Annotated in this window: 18 protein-coding genes; 15 read left to right on the top strand and 3 right to left on the bottom strand. The window is 71.0% G+C overall.

All coding sequences use genetic code 11. The features are described 5' to 3' along the window. Window positions 1-67: 67 nt before the first annotated feature. On the bottom strand, window positions 68-967 hold the full coding sequence (locus BJ981_RS09870; protein ID WP_184610143.1) for a sigma-70 family RNA polymerase sigma factor: 900 nt from the start codon (window positions 965-967) through the stop codon (window positions 68-70). Between the two features lie 94 nt (window positions 968-1,061). Here BJ981_RS09870 and BJ981_RS09865 point away from each other — a divergent pair, with 94 nt between their 5' ends. The 12 genes from BJ981_RS09865 to BJ981_RS09810 all read left to right on the top strand — a co-directional run bounded on the left by BJ981_RS09865 (window position 1,062) and on the right by BJ981_RS09810 (window position 12,003). After that, window positions 1,062-1,523: a carboxymuconolactone decarboxylase family protein gene (locus tag BJ981_RS09865; protein ID WP_184610141.1), complete on the top strand. Its 462-nt coding sequence runs from the start codon at window positions 1,062-1,064 to the stop codon at window positions 1,521-1,523. A 50-nt stretch (window positions 1,524-1,573) separates the two neighbouring features. Further along, window positions 1,574-1,801 (top strand): hypervirulence associated TUDOR domain-containing protein, encoded by a 228-nt coding sequence (locus tag BJ981_RS09860; protein ID WP_184610139.1) that lies wholly within the window; start codon window positions 1,574-1,576, stop codon window positions 1,799-1,801. A 1-nt stretch (window position 1,802) separates the two neighbouring features. Beyond that, the gene (locus BJ981_RS09855; protein ID WP_184610138.1) at window positions 1,803-2,135 is read left to right on the top strand and encodes a DUF3140 domain-containing protein; all 333 of its coding nucleotides are present in this window, start codon (window positions 1,803-1,805) and stop codon (window positions 2,133-2,135) included. Between the two features lie 300 nt (window positions 2,136-2,435). Beyond that, window positions 2,436-2,852 (top strand): CBS domain-containing protein, encoded by a 417-nt coding sequence (locus BJ981_RS09850; protein ID WP_184610136.1) that lies wholly within the window; start codon window positions 2,436-2,438, stop codon window positions 2,850-2,852. A gap of 139 nt (window positions 2,853-2,991) precedes the next feature. Continuing rightward, window positions 2,992-3,447, top strand: coding sequence for a hypothetical protein (locus BJ981_RS09845; RefSeq protein ID WP_184610134.1), 456 nt, complete (start codon window positions 2,992-2,994; stop codon window positions 3,445-3,447). Window positions 3,448-3,601: 154 nt separating this feature from the next. Continuing rightward, window positions 3,602-4,276, top strand: a complete 675-nt coding sequence (locus BJ981_RS09840) for a DUF6766 family protein (RefSeq protein ID WP_184610132.1) — start codon at window positions 3,602-3,604, stop codon at window positions 4,274-4,276. Between the two features lie 45 nt (window positions 4,277-4,321). Then, a complete protein-coding gene (locus BJ981_RS37455; protein WP_204070649.1) occupies window positions 4,322-4,579 on the top strand; it encodes a hypothetical protein in 258 nt (85 codons plus the stop codon). Further along, window positions 4,576-4,665 (top strand): K(+)-transporting ATPase subunit F, encoded by a 90-nt coding sequence (kdpF, locus tag BJ981_RS09830; protein ID WP_184610130.1) that lies wholly within the window; start codon window positions 4,576-4,578, stop codon window positions 4,663-4,665. The genes BJ981_RS37455 and kdpF overlap by 4 nt, the downstream gene beginning before the upstream one ends. Next, window positions 4,665-6,326: a potassium-transporting ATPase subunit KdpA gene (gene kdpA, locus BJ981_RS09825; RefSeq protein ID WP_184610128.1), complete on the top strand. Its 1,662-nt coding sequence runs from the start codon at window positions 4,665-4,667 to the stop codon at window positions 6,324-6,326. The genes kdpF and kdpA overlap by 1 nt, the downstream gene beginning before the upstream one ends. Further along, window positions 6,327-8,474 carry a potassium-transporting ATPase subunit KdpB gene (kdpB, locus tag BJ981_RS09820; protein WP_184610126.1) on the top strand — a complete coding sequence of 716 codons (2,148 nt, stop codon included), beginning with the start codon at window positions 6,327-6,329 and terminating at the stop codon, window positions 8,472-8,474. It begins immediately after the preceding gene. After that, a complete protein-coding gene (locus tag BJ981_RS09815) occupies window positions 8,474-9,352 on the top strand; it encodes a potassium-transporting ATPase subunit C (protein WP_184610124.1) in 879 nt (292 codons plus the stop codon). Before kdpB ends, BJ981_RS09815 begins: the two co-directional genes overlap by 1 nt. Before the next feature lie 53 nt (window positions 9,353-9,405). Next, window positions 9,406-12,003 carry a DUF4118 domain-containing protein gene (locus BJ981_RS09810; RefSeq protein WP_184610122.1) on the top strand — a complete coding sequence of 866 codons (2,598 nt, stop codon included), beginning with the start codon at window positions 9,406-9,408 and terminating at the stop codon, window positions 12,001-12,003. 202 nt (window positions 12,004-12,205) lie between these two features. Here BJ981_RS09810 and BJ981_RS09805 read toward each other — a convergent pair whose 3' ends face one another. Further along, entirely contained in the window at window positions 12,206-12,868 is a 663-nt protein-coding gene (locus BJ981_RS09805; protein WP_184610121.1) for a hypothetical protein, read from the bottom strand. A 344-nt stretch (window positions 12,869-13,212) separates the two neighbouring features. Between BJ981_RS09805 and BJ981_RS09800 the strand changes: the two genes are divergently transcribed. The 3 genes from BJ981_RS09800 (at window position 13,213) to BJ981_RS09790 (ending at window position 17,923) form a co-directional block, all read left to right on the top strand. Further along, window positions 13,213-14,190: a LysR family transcriptional regulator gene (locus tag BJ981_RS09800; RefSeq protein WP_239139670.1), complete on the top strand. Its 978-nt coding sequence runs from the start codon at window positions 13,213-13,215 to the stop codon at window positions 14,188-14,190. A 180-nt stretch (window positions 14,191-14,370) separates the two neighbouring features. Beyond that, on the top strand, window positions 14,371-16,647 hold the full coding sequence (locus BJ981_RS09795) for a M4 family metallopeptidase (protein WP_239139671.1): 2,277 nt from the start codon (window positions 14,371-14,373) through the stop codon (window positions 16,645-16,647). A gap of 421 nt (window positions 16,648-17,068) precedes the next feature. Continuing rightward, window positions 17,069-17,923 carry a dioxygenase family protein gene (locus BJ981_RS09790; RefSeq protein ID WP_184610118.1) on the top strand — a complete coding sequence of 285 codons (855 nt, stop codon included), beginning with the start codon at window positions 17,069-17,071 and terminating at the stop codon, window positions 17,921-17,923. 206 nt (window positions 17,924-18,129) lie between these two features. Here the strand turns inward: BJ981_RS09790 and BJ981_RS09785 are convergent, their stop codons facing one another. Beyond that, window positions 18,130-18,531: a ribosomal maturation YjgA family protein gene (locus BJ981_RS09785; RefSeq protein WP_204070650.1), complete on the bottom strand. Its 402-nt coding sequence runs from the start codon at window positions 18,529-18,531 to the stop codon at window positions 18,130-18,132. Window positions 18,532-18,627 lie beyond the last annotated feature (96 nt).

Raw genomic sequence — 18,627 nt, 5'->3', positions numbered from 1 at the left:
AACGAAGCGTGGAACGAGGGCGGCCGGGCCGCGACCGACGCCGCGGCCGTCCTGACCTGCGGGAGCGTCAGCCGTCCAGGCCGGTGGCGTCGATGCGGGCGAGCCGCTCGGGGTCGGTGAGGATGTCCAGAGCGGTGATCTTGTCGTGGGCGATCGTGAAGGACAGGATCGCGGCGATCCGGCCGTTCGCCAGCGCGATGACGCCTGGGGCGCCGTTGACGAGAACGGGGAGGGGCGCCAGCGCCTGTGCGAAGCGGGTGAACATGATCGCCTGGGAGGCGACCTTGGTCGCGCCCCGGTGGACGGCGCTCGGGCGCAGGGCGCCGCCGTCCGAACGCACCACGACGTCCGGGTCCAGCAGGACCACCAGCCCGTCGAGGTCGCCGTCGCGTGCGGCGGCGAGGAAGGCGTCCACGATCTGACGGTGGCGGGCCGGGTCGGCGCCGGGGGTGGGGGCCGTCGCCTGGACGCGGCGCCGGGCGCGGCTGGCGAGCTGCCGGGCCGCGGCGGGGGTGCGGCCGATGACGGGGGCGATGTCGTCGAAGGGCACCGCGAACAGGTCGTGCAGGACGAAGGCCAGCCGCTCGGCAGGTCCCAGGGTCTCCAGGACCACGAGCAGGGCCAGGCCGACCGAGTCCGCGAGCAGGACCTGCTGCTCGGGGTCGGGGCCGCCGGGCCCGCTGATGATCGGGTCGGGGATGCGCACCTGCCCGCCGGGCTCCTCCAGCGGCTCCTCGCGCCGGGCGGTCCTGGACCGCAGCATGTCCAGGCACACCCGCCCCACCACCGTGGTCAGCCAGCCGCCGAGGTTCTCGATCGCGGCGGAGTCGGACCGGCTGAGCCGCAGCCACGCCTCCTGGACGGCGTCGTCGGCCTCGCTGAGCGAGCCGAGCATGCGGTAGGCGACCGCGCGCAACTGGGGGCGGCGCTCCTCGAAGCGCTCCGCCAGGAATTCGTTCCCGGTCATCTGTCACATCCCTCCGGTGCCGTCCGTCAATGCGATGACGGACGACGACCGGCCGATGTGACGAGCACCGCCGGCGGATGAGAAGGAGAAGATCGTGGACGCTCGGATGAACAACCCGGTGATGGTCCTGCCCGACGCCATGCAGGGTATCCAGGCCCTCATCAAGGCGGTGGGGCGGGGCGGGGTGCCCCAGCCGACGCTGGAGCTGGTCCACCTGCGGGTGAGCCAGATCAACGGGTGCGGCGTGTGCCTGTACGGAGGGGTGGACAGCGCCAAGAAGGCAGGGGAGACGGACGAGCGGCTGCACGCGCTGGCGGCCTGGCGGGAGGCGCCGTTCTTCGACGACGCCGAGCGTGCGGCGCTGGCGCTGGCCGAGCACGGCACCCGGATCGCCGATCGGTCGGGGGACGCGGTCCCGGAGGACGTCTGGGACGCCGCCGCGGACCATTACGACGAGCGGCAGCTCTCGGCCCTCCTCCTCATGATCGGCGTGACCAACCTCTTCAACCGGCTCAGCGCCACCACCAAGCAGCCGGCCGGCATGACCTGGGCCTGACGGCTCGGAGGGGCGGAATGCCCGGCCCGGTGGCCGGGCACACCGACCGTATGGGTAAAAGCGACAAAGGTGATGAAATCTCCGTTGGAGACAAGGTCACGTGGAAGAGCCACGGCGGCACCGCGACGGGAACGGTCGAGCAGAAGATCACCAAGAGGACCGAGCGGGCCGGCCGGGTGGTGGACGCCTCGCCGGACGACCCGCAGTACCTCGTCAAGAGCGACAAGAGCGGCCGGAGCGCCGTCCACAAGCCCTCGGCCCTGCGGAAGAGGCCCTGAGATGGCCGAGGACGAGCGGCGGCGCGTCGCGGACGAGTTCGGCGAGGCCGTCAACATGACCGCCGCGGAGCTGGAACGGTGGCTCGGCACCTCCGAGTCCGGCGCCGTAGGGGACAAGTCGAGCGGCGGCGAGTCCACGGGGCACGCCTCGGGGCGGCACATCGTCGACATCCTCCGCAAGAAGAAGGGGGAGCTGAGCGACGACGACTACGCCCACATGCGCAAGGTCACCGGGTACGTCCACCGGCACATGGCCCAGCGGCCGAAGGGGGACGTCCGGGACACACCGTGGCGGTACTCGTTGATGAACTGGGGCCACGACCCGCTGAAGTGATCCGCCGCATCGCCCGAGCCGGCGCCGGTGATCACGGCGACGCGGTCATGGGAGGAGACGAAGGAGATCGGTGCGTCGGCCATCCGAACACCTTTTCTTCATGTCCGTAATCACTATTTCGGATTTCTGGCGTTCTCCCCTCGCGGCGCGCCGCCCTACCGGCCCTCCACCAGGGGTGGAGCCGTTTGCCAAGGCCGGAGGATCGGACGGGCCTTCGGCGGGACATGGAAATGCCGTTTCAGGCCCTGCGGCAGGGGCAACCGTAAAGAGTCCCCGGCCGATCCAAGGAAAGGAGCGCGGATGCCGACCGCACGAGAGATCATGACGCCGAACGTCGAATGCGTGGAGACGGACGAGACCGTCTTCGACGCCGCGGAGAAGATGGCGCGGCTCGACGTCGGCTCGCTGCCGATCTGCGGACCCGACAACAGGCTCAAGGGCATGGTCACCGACCGCGACATCGTGATCAAGGTGCTGGCCAAGGGCAAGGACCCCAAGTCCTGCCTGGCGGGTTCGCTGGCCCAGGCCGAGGCCGTCACCATCGGCGCCGACGACGACGCCAAGGAAGTCCTCAAGACCATGGCGCACCACAAGGTCCGCCGGCTCCCCGTCATCGACGGCCACTCGCTGGTGGGCATCGTCGCCCTCGCCGACGTCGCCCGCTCCCTCCCCGACGCCCCCGTCGGCGACCTCGTCGACGCCATCACCACCGACTGACCGCCCGCGAGCGTCCACGCGGGTCCCCGGCGCGGCCTCGTCCGCCCGGGGATCTCGCGTGCCCGCGCCGTCCTCATCCCTCCCGCCTCGCCGAGGAAAGGCGAGGTGACAAGGGAAGGCGCGGGGGTAGCGGGGGTTCATGCGAAGAGCGGTGCTGGTCGTGGGGGTGGTCGGTATGGGGTTGGTCGCCGCCCTGACCGGATGCGCCTCGGGGCAGGAGGCGGGGGTGGCGTCGGCGGCGGATCGGTTCGTCGCGGCGGTGCGGGGCGGGCAGGGGGAGGCCGCGTGCGCGCTTCTCGCGCCGGACACCGCGGAGGCGGTCGCCTCGGACGAGGAGACGGGCTGCGCCGCGGCGATCCTCAAGGCCGACCTGCCGGAGGGGAAGGCGGGCTCGTCCGGGGGGAGCGCGGAGCCGTCCGAGGGGGCGCCGTCGGCGGGGGCCGACGGAGCGGCACAGGTGTGGGGGCGGGAGGCGCAGGTGCGGGTGGCGGGGGACACGCTCTTCCTGCACCGGTTCTCGAAGGGATGGCTCGTGCGGGCGGCCGGGTGCACGTCGCAGGGGGAGAAGCCGTACCGGTGCAAGGTGGAGGGCTGAGCGATGCGGACGCTCTTCACCTTCACGATCGCGGTCATCGTCATCGGGCTCGCGTACTTCCTGGTCATCGGGCTGCTGCGCAGGTGAGAACGGTGGACTCCACGCGGCGGCGGTCAGCGGGCGACGGTCGGCGCGGCCGGAGGGAGGAGGGGTGATGCGGCGGTTCGTCCGGGACAACGCGCTCAGTCTGTTCTTTCTGGTGATCTTCGTGGTGGCGCTGGCGGGGCAGTCGCTGGCCGGGAACGCGGCGTACAACGAGCAGCAGGTGGTGGACGGCGGCGCGCCGGTCTCGTGGGCGTCCTACGTGACCTCGTCGGACTTCGCCGTGGACGTGGCCGAGAACTGGCAGTCGGAGTACCTGCAGTTCCTTCTGTTCATCCTGGTGACGGTCTGGCTGGTGCAGCGCGGGTCGCCGGAGTCCAAGCAGATGGGCGAGGAGGGCGCGGGAAGCGACGCCGACCAGCAGGTGGGGCGGTACGCGCCTGAGCGGGCCCCGTCGTGGGCCAAGGGAACCGGGCTGCGGCCGTGGCTGTACGGCAGGTCGCTGGGCATGGTGATGGGCGCGGTCTTCGCGCTGTCGTGGCTGGCCCAGTGGGTGGCGGGGACGGCGAGCCACAACGCCGAGCGGCTCGCCCGGCTCCAGGACCCGGTGTCCGCGCTCGGCTACCTGGGCTCGCCGGACTTCTGGAACCGCACGCTGCAGAACTGGCAGTCGGAGTTCCTCGCCGTGCTGTCGATGGTGGTGCTGTCCATCTACCTGCGGCAGCGCGGGTCACCTGAGTCGAAGCCGGTCGGGGCGCCGCACCAGGAGACCGGCGAGGAGAACTGAGCGTCGAGGAGAGCGGCGAGAAGCACCGGGCTTCGCCGGCCGCGCGTGACCGAGGCCGTCCCGGCCCGCCGCCGTAAAGATGGCATCAAGAATGCGGTGGGCGGCGTAGAGAGGCCGTCAAGACTCGTAGAACCTCGGAAATCCAGCGATTTGCTTGCTTTGAGGCCCTTCGTCATGGAGGGCCAGGAGCATGTTCGTCTGGATTTGAGGAGTAAGGGGATGGCAGACGTCATCTTCGTCGCCCTGACGATCGCGATCTTCGTGGTCCTCGGGCTCGTCGTCAAGGCGGTGGAGCGCCTGTGAGCGCTGTCAACGCCGCGGGGCTGGTGGTCATCACCGCCCTCGTGATCTTCATGATCGCGGCCCTGCTGTTCCCGGAGCGCTTCTGATGTCGTCGACGACCGCGGGGATCCTCTTCGTCGGATCCCTGATCGTCGCCCTGGCCGTGACGCACAGGCCGCTCGGCGACTATATGTACCGCGTCTACAGCGGGACGCGGCACCTGGCGGTGGAGCGCCTGATCTACCGCCTCGTCGGGGTCAGCCCCGGCACCGAGCAGCGGTGGAGCGTGTACGCCCGCTCGGTGCTCGCGTTCTCGGCCGTGTCGATCCTGTTCCTGTACGGCTTCCAGCGCCTCCAGGACAAGCTGTTCCTGAGCCTGGGCTTCCCGCCGGTGACCGGCCACGTCGCCTGGAACACGGCGGTCAGCTTCGTCACCAACACCAACTGGCAGGCGTACTCGGGTGAATCCACGATGGGCCACCTGGTGCAGATGGCCGGCCTCGCCGTGCAGAACTTCGTGTCCGCCGCGGTCGGCATGTCCGTCGCGATCGCGCTCGTGCGCGGGTTCGCGCGCCGGCGGACCGAGAACCTCGGCAACTTCTGGGTGGACCTGACCCGCGGCACGCTCCGCGTCCTGGTGCCGCTCGCGTTCGCCGGCGCGGTCGTGCTGGTGATCGGCGGCGTGATCCAGAACTTCGCCGAGCCGCACGCCGTCACCACCCTGACCGGTGCGAGGCAGACGCTCACCGGCGGCCCGGTGGCGAGCCAGGAGATCATCAAGGAGCTCGGCAACAACGGCGGCGGCTTCTACAACGCCAACTCCGCCCACCCCTTCGAGAACGCCACCGCCTGGACGAACTGGATCGAGATCTTCGCGATCCTCGTGCTCCCGTTCGCGCTGCCGCGCACGTTCGGCCGGATGGTCGGGGACAAGCGGCAGGGCTACGCGATCGTCGCCGTCATGGCCGTGCTCGCCTGCGCCAGTGTCGCGCTGCTGACCGGCCTGGAGATCGCCCACAACGGGACCGTCCCGCAGGCGGTGGGCGCCGCCCTGGAGGGCAAGGAGGTCAGGTTCGGCGTCCCGAACTCGGCCACCTTCGGCGCCGCGACGACGCTGACCTCGACCGGCGCGGTGAACTCCTTCCACGACTCCTACACCGCGCTCGGCGGCATGATGACGATGGTCAACATGATGCTGGGCGAGGTCGCGCCCGGCGGCGTCGGAGCGGGCCTGTACGGCATGCTGATGCTCGCGGTGATCACCGTCTTCGTCGCGGGCCTCATGGTCGGCCGCACGCCCGAGTACGTCGGCAAGAAGATCGGCGCGCGCGAGATCAAGCTGGCCTCGCTGTACTTCCTCACCACGCCGGTGCTCGTGCTCATCGGCACGGCTCTGGCGATGGGCTCGCCCGAGCAGCGCGCGAGCATGCTGAACGGCGGCCCGCACGGCCTGTCGGAGGTGCTCTACGCCTTCACCAGCGCCTCCAACAACAACGGCTCGGCCTTCGGCGGCCTCACCGTCAACACGCCGTGGTACGACGTCGCGCTCGGCCTGTGCATGGCGTTCGGCCGCTTCCTGCCGATCATCTTCGTGCTGGCCCTGGCGGGCTCGCTGGCCAGGCAGGCCCCGGCGCCGGCGTCGGTGGGCACGCTGCCCACGCACCGCCCGCAGTTCGTCGGCATGGTCGTCGGCGTGACGGTCGTCCTCGTCGCGCTGACCTTCCTCCCCGCCCTGGCGCTCGGGCCGCTCGCAGAAGGAATCAAGTAAATGGCTACCCCTGTGGTCCAGGCGCCGGGCCGTCCTCCCGTGCCCGCCAAGAACGCCAAGGTGGGAGGCGGGCTGCTCGACCCCAAGCAGCTCCTCACCTCGCTGCCGGACGCGCTGCGCAAGCTCAACCCGGCCACGCTGTGGCGCAATCCGGTCATGTTCATCGTCGAGATCGGCGCGGCGTTCACCACCGCGCTCGCGATCACCGATCCGTCCCTCTTCGCCTGGGCGATCGTCGTCTGGCTGTGGCTCACCGTCGTCTTCGCCAACCTGGCCGAGGCCGTGGCCGAGGGCCGCGGCAAGGCGCAGGCCGCCACGCTGCGCGCCGCCAAGCGCGACACGACGGCGCGCAGGCTCGCCGGCTGGAGCCCCGGCCAGACCGCACCGGCCGAGGAGAGCGTGGGCGCCACCGAACTGCGGCAGGGCGACCACGTGGTCGTCGAGGCCGGGCAGGTCATCCCCGGGGACGGCGACGTCGTCGAGGGCATCGCCAGCGTGGACGAGTCGGCCATCACGGGCGAGTCCGCGCCGGTGATCCGCGAGTCCGGCGGCGACCGCTCGGCCGTCACCGGCGGCACGAAGGTGCTGTCGGACCGCATCGTCGTCCAGATCACGCAGAAGCCCGGCGAGAGCTTCATCGACCGCATGATCGCGCTGGTCGAGGGCGCGAACCGGCAGAAGACCCCCAACGAGATCGCGCTCAACATCCTGCTGGCCGCGCTGACGATCATCTTCCTGGTCGCCACCGCCACCATGCAGCCGCTGGCCGTCTACTCCAAGGCCGTGAACCCCGGCATCCCCGACTCCCTCGCGCTGACCGGCGACGGCGTCACGGGCATCGTGCTGGTCTCGCTGCTGGTGTGCCTGATCCCGACGACGATCGGCGCGCTGCTGTCGGCGATCGGCATCGCCGGCATGGACCGCCTGGTGCAGCGCAACGTGCTGGCGATGAGCGGGCGCGCGGTGGAGGCGGCGGGCGACGTCGGCACCCTGCTGCTGGACAAGACCGGCACGATCACGCTCGGCAACCGGCAGGCGTCGGACTTCGCGCCCGCCCCGGGCGTCCCGGCCGCGGACCTCGCCGCCGCCGCCCAGCTCGCCAGCCTCGCCGACGAGACCCCCGAGGGCCGTTCGATCGTGGTCTTCGCCAAGCAGGCGTACGGCCTGCGGGAACGCGAGCCCGGAGAGCTGCTCCACGCGGCGTGGATCCCCTTCACCGCCCAGACCCGCATGTCGGGCGTCGACGTGGACGGCCGCCAGGTGCGCAAGGGCGCGGCCACGGCGGTCATGAAGTGGGTGCGCGACAACGGGGGCCACCCCACCGACGAGGTCGGCCACCTGGTGGACGGCATCTCGGCCTCCGGCGGCACCCCGCTGGTCGTGGGGGAGGTCGTGGACGGCAAGGCGCGCGTGCTCGGCGTCATCCACCTGAAGGACGTCGTCAAGCAGGGCATGCGCGAGCGGTTCGACGAGATGCGCCGCATGGGCATCCGCACCGTGATGATCACCGGGGACAACCCGCTGACGGCGCGCGCCATCGCCGAGGAGGCCGGCGTGGACGACTTCCTCGCCGAGGCCACGCCCGAGGACAAGCTGGCGCTGATCCGGCGGGAGCAGGAGGGCGGACGGCTGGTCGCGATGACCGGCGACGGCACCAACGACGCCCCGGCGCTCGCGCAGGCGGACGTCGGCGTGGCGATGAACACGGGCACCACCGCCGCCAAGGAGGCCGGGAACATGGTGGACCTGGACTCCAACCCGACCAAGCTCATCGAGATCGTGGAGATCGGCAAGCAGCTCCTGATCACGCGCGGCGCGCTGACCACGTTCTCGATCGCCAACGACATCGCCAAGTACTTCGCGATCATCCCGGCGATGTTCGCCGCGGTCTATCCGGGCCTGGACGCGCTCAACGTCATGCGCCTGGCGAGCCCGCAGTCGGCGATCCTCTCCGCGGTCGTCTTCAACGCCGTCGTCATCGTCGCGCTGATCCCCTTGGCGCTGCGCGGCGTGCGGTACCGGCCGTCCACGGCCGCCAAGCTGCTCAGCCGCAACATCTATCTGTACGGCCTGGGCGGCATCGTCGTCCCGTTCGTCGGGATCAAGGTCATCGACCTGTTCGTCCACCTCCTTCCGGGGATGTCGTAATGGAACGTCTGCCAAGCTGGATCCGTCAGCACCTCGCCGCGCTGCGCGCGCTGCTCGTCCTCACCCTGGTCACCGGCGTGATCTACCCGCTGGTCGTAACCGGGGTGGCCCAGGGGCTGTTCACCGGCAGGGCCAACGGCTCGATGGTCCAGAAGGACGGCAAGGACGTCGGCAGCGGCGTCATCGGGCAGTACTTCACCGACGCGGACGGCGGCCCCGTCAAGAAGTACTTCCAGAGCCGTCCTTCGGCGGCCGGCGCCGGCTACGACCCGACCTCCAGCGGTGCCAGTAATCTTGGGCCCGAGAACATCGTGGACACCCTGCCGGTGCCCGGGGCCAAGGACGCCGAGGGGAACCCCGACACGGGCAAGCAGAGCCTGCTCACCCAGGTGTGCGCCCGTAGCGCGGCGGTCGGCGCGCTGGAGGGCGTCAGCGGCGCCCGGCCGTACTGCACGCCCGACGGGGTGGGCGCGGTGCTGAAGGTCTTCCCGGCCGTCGGGACGCCCACCCGCGCGGTCAGCGTCAACCAGGCGTGCCCCGCCGCCCCCTTCGCCGCCGAGTACCGGGGAGTGAAGGTCGAGTGCGGCAAGCCCGGCGAGGACTACGCCGCCGGGCGCACGATCGCGGTCCGGGGCACGGCGAGGGCGGTGGTGCCCCCGGACGCGGTCACCGCGAGCGGGTCCGGCCTGGACCCGCACATCTCGGTGGCCTACGCCGACCTCCAGGCGCCGAGGGTCGCGCGGGAGCGCGGCATGACGCCGGACGCGGTGAAGGCGCTGATCAGAGAGAACACCACGGGCCGCGCGCTCGGCTTCATGGGCGAGCCGGCGGTGAACGTCCTCCGGCTCAACCTGGCCCTCGACCGGGCGAAGGGGTGAGCCCAGGGGGTAGACCGGATAGAGGCGCATAAAGAAAAGGAAGGGATGGGCCGATGAACCCGGTCCGCGGCCGGCTGCGGATCTATCTCGGCGCGGCGCCCGGCGTCGGCAAGACCTTCGCCATGCTCGGCGAGGGCCATCGCCGCCGCGAGCGGGGAACCGACGTCGTGGTCGGATTCGCCGAGACCTACGGCCGGCGCCGCACCGCCGACCTCCTGGAAGGGCTGGAGACCGTCCCCCGCAGGACCGTCGTCTACCGGGGGGCGAGCTTCACCGAGCTCGACACCGACGCGGTGATCGCCCGGGCCCCGAAGCTGGCGCTGATCGACGAGCTGGCGCACACCAACGTGCCGGGCTCGCGCAACGCCAAGCGGTGGCAGGACATCGAGGAGATCCTCGACGCCGGGATCGACGTGGTCTCCACCGTCAACATCCAGCACCTGGAGTCGCTGAACGACGTCGTCCAGCAGATCACCGGGGTGCAGCAGCGCGAGACCGTACCGGACGAGGTCGTGCGGAGGGCGGACCAGGTGGAGGTCGTGGACATGGCGCCCGAGGCGCTGCGCCGCCGCATGGCCCACGGCAACATCTATCCCCCGGAGAAGATCGACGCCGCGCTGTCGAACTACTTCCGGGTCGGCAACCTGACCGCGCTGCGCGAGCTGGCGCTGCTGTGGGTGGCGGGGAAGGTCGACGAGCAGCTCGACAGCTACCGCGCCGCCCACGGCATCTCGGGCACCTGGGAGGCCCGCGAGCGCGTCGTCGTCGCGGTGACCGGCGGGCCCGAGGGCGACACGCTGATCCGGCGCGCGGCCAGGATCGCGGCCAGGACGAAGGGCGCCGACCTGCTGGCCGTCCACGTCACCCGCTCCGACGGGCTGAACGGGGCCGACCCGGCGAACCTGCTGCGGCAGCGCACGCTCGTGGAGAGCCTCGGCGGCACCTACCACCAGGTCATCGGGGACGACATCCCGCAGGCGCTGGTGGACTTCGCGCGCGGGGTCAACGCCACCCAGCTCGTGCTCGGCGCCTCACGCCGGGGGCGGATCGCCTCGCTGTTCGCGCGCGGGGTCGGCGCCACGACCACCGTCCTGTCCGGGGCCATCGACGTCCACATGGTCACCCACCCGGAGGTCAGCAAGGGACGGCGCCCGATGCGCAGGGCGGCGCTGACCGGCACCCGCAGGATCGCGGGCTGGGCCATGGCCGTGGTGATCCCGCCCCTGCTCACCGTCGCGCTGCTGCCGTTCCGGGGCGAACTGGCGCTGCCGAGCGAGATCCTGCTGTTCCTGTTCACGGTCGTCTGCGTCGCGCTGGTGGGCGGCATGTGGCCCGCGGTGACCGCGGCCGTGGCCGGGTTCCTGCTGCTCAACTACTTCTTCACCCCGCCGGTGAACCGATTCACGATCTCCCAGCCGGAGAACCTGCTCGCGCTCGGCGTGTACGTCCTCGTGGCGGTGATGGTCAGCGCCGTCGTGGACCTGGCGGCGCGGCGCACCCGGGAGTCGGCGCGGGCGAGCGCGGACGCCGAGGTGTTGTCCACCCTGGCCGGGCACGTGCTGCGCGGCGAGGCGGCGCTGCCGTCCCTGCTCGCCCGGCTGCGCGAGACGTTCGGCCTGTCGTCGGTGACGCTGCTGGAGCGCGTGGGCGATCCCAGCCCGGACGACTACTCCGAGCCGGAGGCGTGGCGCATCGTCGGCATAGCAGGCGCCGCGCCGTGCCCGGCCCCTTCGGCCGCGGACACCGACGTGACCATCGACGAGAACCTCGTGCTCGCGGTGAACGGACGGCTGCTGGACGCCTCCGACCGCAGGGTCCTCGAGGCGTTCGCCGCCGAGGCGGCCATCGCGCTGCGCCAGGAGCGGCTGCGCGAGGCGGCCGAGCTGGCCAGGCCGCTGGCCGAGGCGGACAAGATGCGCACGGCCCTGCTCGCCGCCGTCAGCCACGACCTGCGCACACCGCTGGCCTCGGCCAAGGCGGCCGTCGAGAGCCTGCGCAGCACGGACGTCGCCTGGAGCGAGGAGGACCGGGGCGAGCTGCTCGCCACGGCGGACGAGTCGCTGGCCAAGCTCGACCGGCTGGTGGCCAACCTGCTCGACATGAGCCGCCTGCAGGCGGGGGTGCTCGGGCTCAGTGCCGAGCCGACCGCGATGTCCGAGATCGTGCCCCTGGCGATCGACGACCTCGGCCCGGCCGGGGACCGCGTGGCGCGGGACATCCCGGCCGGCCTGCCCGAGGTGGACGCCGACCCGGCGCTGCTGGAGCGGATCCTGGTCAACGTCATGGGCAACGCCGTCCGCTACAGCCCCCCGGACGCCAAGGTGCTCGTCACCGCGAGCGCGCACGGCGGCCAGGTGGAGGTCCGCGTCATCGACCGGGGCCCGGGGATTCCCGCCGAGGACCATGACCGGGTCTTCATGCCCTTCCAGCGCATGGGCGACCGCGACAACCACACGGGGGTGGGGCTCGGCCTCGCGCTGTCCCGGGGGCTGGCCGAGGCGATGGGCGGCTCTCTCGTGCCCGAGGAGACGCCCGGCGGCGGGCTCACGATGGTGATCGGCCTGCCGATCGCACGGCGGGCGGTGACGCCGGTGGAGGAAGGCGCGTTTATCGGAGACACCACCGGAGACAATGCGAATAGTCACCTGTGACTACGCTATGTCACTGAATCGCGGAGCCTGCTAATGATCAAGACCATTCTCGTCGCCTTGGCGCTCGCCGTCGTAGCGCTGATCACCTTTGGTCTCGTGTCCGGCTTTCGGGAGTCGCCCTCCCGGGGCAAGACCAAGCGCCGCTGACGCGGACGAAGAACGCCTGCCCTCGCGCGCGGGGGCAGGCGTTCGCGTCTCCGGGTCAGTCGCCCCTGCGCCGGGTCAGCAGGCGCCAGCCGGCGACGACCACTGCGGCGCCCGCGACGGCCGCGGCGACGATGATCCATGTGGGCGCGCTCGCGCCGGTGGAGGCGGCGGGCGAGGCGGGGGCGGCGTTCGGCGGCGCCGAGGGGGCGACGGAGGGTGGCTCGGGCGCGCCGAGGGCGTCGATCAGCTCGGCGTCGATCGGTTCGCCGTTCACGACGGGCTCCCCGGCGCGCACCGGAGCGGCGCCCAGGCCGACCTGGCGGTTGCCCAGGCACAGCCCGGTGTGCAGGGGCACGCCGGGGTCGGGCTGCAGCATGCCCGTCTTCTCCGCGGAGGCGAAGACGAGGTACCGGCCCCCGGTGGTGAACTGGTAGCCGCACGCGGGGCTCTCGGCGTTGGACGCCACCTGCACCTCGGTGACCGGCTCCCCCTTGTAGACCTGGTCGGGGCGGAACGTGTAGACGATCGGCGGTGTGGGGCCGGCCGGGTCCCCCTTGACCTGCCGTGAGGCCACGACCGTCCCGGTGAAGACGGCGGCGGAGAGCCGCATCTGGTCGGCCGGCTTCAGGGTGGCGCAACTACAGGCGCACGCGGTGCCGGGGGCCAGCACGACGAAGCCCGCCACCAGGAGCAGTACGGCCAGCACTCGATGTCCCATGGCCCTGAAACGTACCCGTGCCGCGACCGGTTCGCCCCGCGCCGCCCCCGATCCTGCGGCCGGGCCGCCCCGAAAGTTCTTCGGCCCCGAAAGTTCGGGGCGGCACCTCGCGGTGCGGAAGTTCGGGCCGGGAGCCACCCGGGTGCTCTTGGGGCCCGCGTGACGGCATGAGCCCCTTGTCCGGCTTTGGCGGGGCGTTCGCGGACGTGCGTGTGAGGGGCGCGGCGCGCCTCGTCGCGTCGCCCCTCGGTGAGCCGCCGTCCCCGCTCCGCTCGGGGACCACTACGGCTGACGAGCCATTATTGGGTCTACTCTAAAGTTTCTTTACTTATTAAGCTCATTTCGTGGATCTAGAAGTGCGTCATCTGCGTGCGGTCTGCGCCATCGCGGACCACGGGAGCATCTCCAAGGCCGCTGCCGCGCTGAAGACCTCCCAGCCGTCCCTGGCGGCTCAGCTTCGGCGCATCGAGTCGATGTTCGGCAGCCCGCTCTTCGAGCGCGGGCGCGAGGGAGCCACGGCCACGCCACTCGGCGAGTGGGTGCTGGCCCGGTCTCGCTCCCTGCTGCCCGCGTTCGAGGAACTGCGGCGCGACGGAATGAGGTTCGCCGGCCGGAGGGTCGTGCGGGTGGGGTGCATGTCCAGTCACCTCGCCCTGCACATCATCGGCACCCTCCGGGAACTTCTGCCCGACGCCGAAGTGAGCATGCGGACGGAGGAGGCGATGGACGTCCTGCCGAGCCTCCTGCGTTCGCAGCGGCTCGAACTGGCGACCCTCGCCGACTACCCCGGTCTCCCTCTCACACCGCCCGCCGGCGTCGGATACGCCCCGGTCGCGTGGGAGCCGATCTTCGTCGCCGTGGCCGAGAACCATCCGCTGGCCGCGCACCAGGAGATCGAGCTGGCCGACCTGGCCGGCGAGGAGTGGTCGCTGCCGGTCATGATCGAGGTCGGACATCGAGAGCATTTCTCCGATGCCTGCGCCAAGGCGGGATTCGTCCCGAAGATCGGCTGCGAGGCCACCCTCAGCGTCGCCGTGGACCTGATCGCCGCCTCGCGGTGCGTCGGGATGTTCCAGGCGACCAGCAGAGGCTACCCCGGCATCGCCATCCGGCCACTGGCGGGTACACCGCTCAGCTTCCGCCACCTGATCGGGTGGACGGAGGCGGGCCCCGTGGACCCGCAGATCTCTGAGCTCGTGACGGCGGTACGGCGCGCGTACTGGGCGGACGCCGAGAAGGCACCCGTGTATCAAGACTGGCTCAAGCGACACGGACCCCTTCCTCAGCCCCAGGCCCAGGACCCCTATAGCGCGATCGTATAGGAAGCTGTGGGGTTACCCCCCTCGCACCGTGAATGTCACGGTGTGCTTCAGCCCCGGCCGGGCTCCTCCCCTCAACCCCCCAAGGGACAGGAGTCACAAGGAGTGAAATCCCCACTTAAGAGGTCGGCCTCGCTAGCCGTACTGGCAGCAGCGGCCCTGGCCTCGTCAGCACTCGCGGGAGTGACCACAACGTCGGCTTCCGCGGCCAGCGCCCCGGCTTCACCGAGCCCCCAGGCGCGCGCACTCGCCAGCGCGGCGAGCGCGCTCACGACGTACGCGGCGCAGCTGCACGCGACGCCGCAGGACAAGTTCGCGCTGTCCAAGAGCATCACCGGGCTGCGCGGCATCCAGTACCTGACCTACAACCGCACCTACGCGGGCATCCCCGTGCACGGCGGAGACGTCGTCATCTCCACGGACGCCAGCGGGCAGGCGGTGGAGGCGGTCAGCAACGGCATCGAGTCCGAGCTGCAGGTCGCCAACGTGCCCAAGCTGACCGCCGCCAAGGCCGCCGCCACGGCGCGCGCGCAGCTGGCCAAGGTCGAGTCCGTCAGCACGCCGAAGCTCGTCGTCCACGCCCTTCTGGCCAAGCCCACCCTGACGTGGGAGACCGTCGTCACCGGCGCGAAGAAGGACAACGCCCCGAGCGTCCTGCACGTATTCGTCGACGCGGCCACGGGCAAGGTCGTCGACTCCTACGACGACGTCAAGCACGGCACCGGCAACGGTTACTACGTCGGCCAGGTCAACATCGCGACGAGCGGCTCCGCCGGCTCGTACTCGATGACCGACAACACCCGCCCCGGCCTGCGGTGTGGCGGCCAGGGTGGCACGGCCTACACCAAGAGCACCGACTCCTGGGGCAACGGCCAGGGCACCAACCTGGAAACCGCCTGCGTGGACACGATGTACGCCGCGCAAAAAGAGTCGGACATGCTCAAGGACTGGCTCGGCCGTAACGGCATCAACGGCAGCGGCGGCGCCCCGCCCGCCCGCGTGGGCCTCGCCGACGTCAACGCCTACTGGAACGGCAGCTACACCAACTTCGGCCACAGCCAGGACAACCAGCGCCAGGCCACGTCGATGGACGTCGTCGCCCACGAGTACGGCCACGCGATCGACCAGTACACGGGCAGCACGGGCAGCGGTGGCGAGGGCGGCGGTCTCGGCGAGTCGACCGGTGACATCTTCGGCGCGCTGACCGAGTACTACGCCAACAACCCGAACGACCCCGGGGACTACACGGTCGGCGAGAAGGTCAACCTGGTCGGCAGCGGCCCGATCCGGTACATGTACAACCCCCAGACCAACGGCGACCCCAACTGCTGGACCAGCGCGATCCCGAACACCGAGGTCCACAAGGCCGCCGGTCCGCAGAACCACTGGTTCTACCTGCTCGCCGAGGGCACTAACCCCGGCGGCGGCAAGCCGACCAGCCCGGTCTGCACCGGCCCGTCCTCGCTGACCGGCATCGGCATCCAGAAGGCCGGCCAGATCTTCATGAGCGGCATGAACCTCAAGAGCGGCGCGCGGACCTACGCCCGGTTCCGTCTGCACTCGCTGACGGCCGCCAAGCAGCTGTTCCCCAACAGCTGTGTCGAGTTCAACGCGGCCAAGGCCGCGTGGACCGCCGTCCAGGTTCCCGCGCAGTCCGGTGAGCCGACCTGCACGATCACCACGCCGATCAACGACTTCAGCTTCTCGCTGAACCCGACCTCGGCCACCACCGAGGCCGGCCAGGCGGTCACCACCAACCTCAGCACGACGGTCACCTCGGGCAACGCCCAGTCGATCACCCTGCGGGCGAGCGGCCTGCCCGCCGGCACCACCGCGACGTTCACCCCGGCGACCATCCAGTCCGGGCAGACCTCGTCGCTGCGGCTGGCGACCTCCGCCAGCACCCCGTCCGGCACCTACCAGATCACGGTGACCGCCGACGGCGCGGACGTCGACAAGACGGCGAACTTCAGCCTGACCGTCGGCACCGTGAACCCCGGTGACAACGACTACAGCGCCACGCTCGACCCGGCCTCGGCGAACGTAGAGGCCGGCCAGTCGGCCACCACGACGCTGAGGACCCAGGTCACGCAGGGCAGCGCCCAGTCGATCACCCTGTCGGCCTCCAAGCTCCCGGCCGGCGTGTCGGTCAGCTTCTCGCCGCAGTCGATCACGGCGGGCGGTACGTCCACGGTGACGATCAGCACCACCTCCGCCACCGAGGCCGACACCTACCCGATCACGATCAACCTGGACGGCGCCACCGTCGACCGCACGGCGAGCTTCAACCTCACCGTCGGCGGCACCGGCCCGGGTGAGACCACCTGGAAGGAGTGGACCAACTACACCGCCGGCCAGACGGTGACCTACCAGGGCGTCTCCTACCGGTGCCTCCAGTCGCACACCTCGCTGCCCGGCTGGGAGCCGCCGAACGTCCCGGCTCTCTGGGCTCGAGTCTGATCTCCGGGGGCGGGCGGCCTCCTCGCTCGGCCGCCCGCCCGCGGACACTCTGACCACATGACGTCGCCCGGGCTCCAACTCCGCAGGAGCAGGGCGGCGCCGCCGAACCGGGCGGAGCCGTGTCCGCCCGGGGAGGAGTCAGGGCGGCGTACCTCGCGGGGGGGCCGCCGCCTTGACTCCTCCACTGACAGCGAATCCCTCGCCCGGCCGCCTAGCGGCCGGGCGCACGGCTGCCCGGAGCGATTCGGTGGCCTCCGGTGAACCCCTCGACCCCGCGATAACCACCCAGACCTGCCGCATCACCGTCACATCCGGCAAAATATCCGAGATGGTATACGACGGTCTTATGCAAACCTGAGGGGTTCTCCGCGGTAACACTCGCTGTCAATTTGGTAGCAGCACCTACAAGGAGGGACCCCCCATGGAAGAGGAAAAGCCGCGCGGGATCACCCGCAAGACCTTGTTGAAGGCGGCGCTCATCGGCGCCCCTGTCCCGCTCATCGTGGGCAAGGTCGCGCACGCCTCTCTCGCCCGTGACGTCGTGGCGGCCGGTGGCACCACCCTGAGCCCCACGCCGTACAACTGCGACCCGGGCGACGCCCCCACCATCGCCCAGACCGAGGGCCCGTACTTCAAGCCGGGCTCGCCGCAGCGCAGCACGATCCCGGGCAGCGGCACCCCCTTGGTGGTCAGCGGCTTCGTCTTCGGGATCAACTGCCAGCCGCTCGCCAACGTGCTGATGGACTGGTGGCAGGCGGACTCCCAGGGCAACTACGACAACGTCACCTACAACCAGCGCGGTCACTTCTACACCGACGCCAACGGCGCCTACAAGCTGACCACGATCGTGCCGGGCCTCTACCCGGGCCGTACGCGGCACCTCCACGTCAAGCTGCAGGCCCCCAACCGGCCGATCCTGACCACGCAGACCTACTTCCCCGGCGAGCCGCGCAACAGCACGGACACGATCTACGACCCCCGGTTGCTGATGACCGTCAGCGGCAGCAACCCCAAGCAGGCGTCGTACGACTTCGTGCTCAACGTGCAGGGCCCGACCCCGACGCCGACCCGGACGGTGACCCCCACGCCGACCCCGTCGAACACGCCCACCACCACCCCCACGGGTGGGACCACCACCTGGCAGGCGTGGAAGAACTACAACGCCGGCGACACGGTGCAGTACAACGGCTCCACCTACCGGTGCCTCCAGTCGCACACCGCCCTGCCGGGCTGGGAGCCGCCGAACGTGCCGTCCCTGTGGCAGCGCGTGGGCTGAACCCAAGGCCCCAGTGAGAATCCCTGATCTCACTGGTCAGAGCACGGCCACCGCGTGATCGGCAGTGTTGTGTGGACACCCCCGAGGATCACACGGTGGCCGTGCCGTATCTCCTGGGATCTCCCGGCATCCGCCGGTGATCTCGCAGCGTTCGATTCGCAGGCCCCGGTTTCCGCAGACCGGGGCCTTTCGCGTGCGGCGGCGCGTCACCCGCGGCGGCGCGCCCGTGCGGCCAGATGGGCCAGGAGCGCGGCGGACGCCCCCACCGCGTACCAGAACAGGTCGGGCGGGTTGAAGGTCGACCCCAGGACCAGCCGCGCCAGGGCGCTGTGCCGGGACAGCTCCGCCGGAAGGCCGGTCATCTGCGCGAACTCGATCGCCCAGCTCACGGCCAGCGCGAGCGCGCCCGCCGTCACCGGTCTCACCCGCGGCGCCACGAGGACGACCAGCCCGTAGATCAGCACCGTGTAGAGGGCGTCCCCGGCGTACTTCGCCACGTCTCCCGCGGCGACGGCCCGGACCGCCAGCCCCGCCGCGACCGTCGCCGCCACGGCGCCGGCCGCCACCAGACGCGCCCGCGCGCCCTCACGTCGTCCGGCCCCCGTCACGCCGCGCATTCTACGACCGCGCGCCGGAGATGGGGACCTTGAAGAAACTCGGAGAAACCACCGCGCCTCGCCGGACCTGAGGGCGGTACGGTGTGA

It is taken from the genome of Sphaerisporangium krabiense (assembly GCF_014200435.1).
Taxonomy (GTDB): Bacteria; Actinomycetota; Actinomycetes; order Streptosporangiales; family Streptosporangiaceae; genus Sphaerisporangium; species Sphaerisporangium krabiense.
This window is presented reverse-complemented; position numbering and strand designations above follow the sequence as displayed.

What these genes read in the sequence shown, in the direction of transcription:
- BJ981_RS09790 (WP_184610118.1), top strand. Translation starts at nt 17,069, where the DNA reads ATGGAAGAGGAAAAGCCGCGCGGGATCACCCGCAAGACCTTGTTGAAG.
- kdpB (WP_184610126.1), top strand. Translation starts at nt 6,327, where the DNA reads ATGGCTACCCCTGTGGTCCAGGCGCCGGGCCGTCCTCCCGTGCCCGCC.
- BJ981_RS09860 (WP_184610139.1), top strand. Translation starts at nt 1,574, where the DNA reads ATGGGTAAAAGCGACAAAGGTGATGAAATCTCCGTTGGAGACAAGGTC.
- kdpA (WP_184610128.1), top strand. Translation starts at nt 4,665, where the DNA reads ATGTCGTCGACGACCGCGGGGATCCTCTTCGTCGGATCCCTGATCGTC.
- BJ981_RS09870 (WP_184610143.1), bottom strand. Translation starts at nt 967, where the DNA reads ATGACCGGGAACGAATTCCTGGCGGAGCGCTTCGAGGAGCGCCGCCCC.
- BJ981_RS09815 (WP_184610124.1), top strand. Translation starts at nt 8,474, where the DNA reads ATGGAACGTCTGCCAAGCTGGATCCGTCAGCACCTCGCCGCGCTGCGC.
- BJ981_RS09805 (WP_184610121.1), bottom strand. Translation starts at nt 12,868, where the DNA reads ATGGGACATCGAGTGCTGGCCGTACTGCTCCTGGTGGCGGGCTTCGTC.
- BJ981_RS09840 (WP_184610132.1), top strand. Translation starts at nt 3,602, where the DNA reads ATGCGGCGGTTCGTCCGGGACAACGCGCTCAGTCTGTTCTTTCTGGTG.
- BJ981_RS09850 (WP_184610136.1), top strand. Translation starts at nt 2,436, where the DNA reads ATGCCGACCGCACGAGAGATCATGACGCCGAACGTCGAATGCGTGGAG.
- BJ981_RS09855 (WP_184610138.1), top strand. Translation starts at nt 1,803, where the DNA reads ATGGCCGAGGACGAGCGGCGGCGCGTCGCGGACGAGTTCGGCGAGGCC.
- BJ981_RS09845 (WP_184610134.1), top strand. Translation starts at nt 2,992, where the DNA reads ATGCGAAGAGCGGTGCTGGTCGTGGGGGTGGTCGGTATGGGGTTGGTC.
- BJ981_RS09810 (WP_184610122.1), top strand. Translation starts at nt 9,406, where the DNA reads ATGAACCCGGTCCGCGGCCGGCTGCGGATCTATCTCGGCGCGGCGCCC.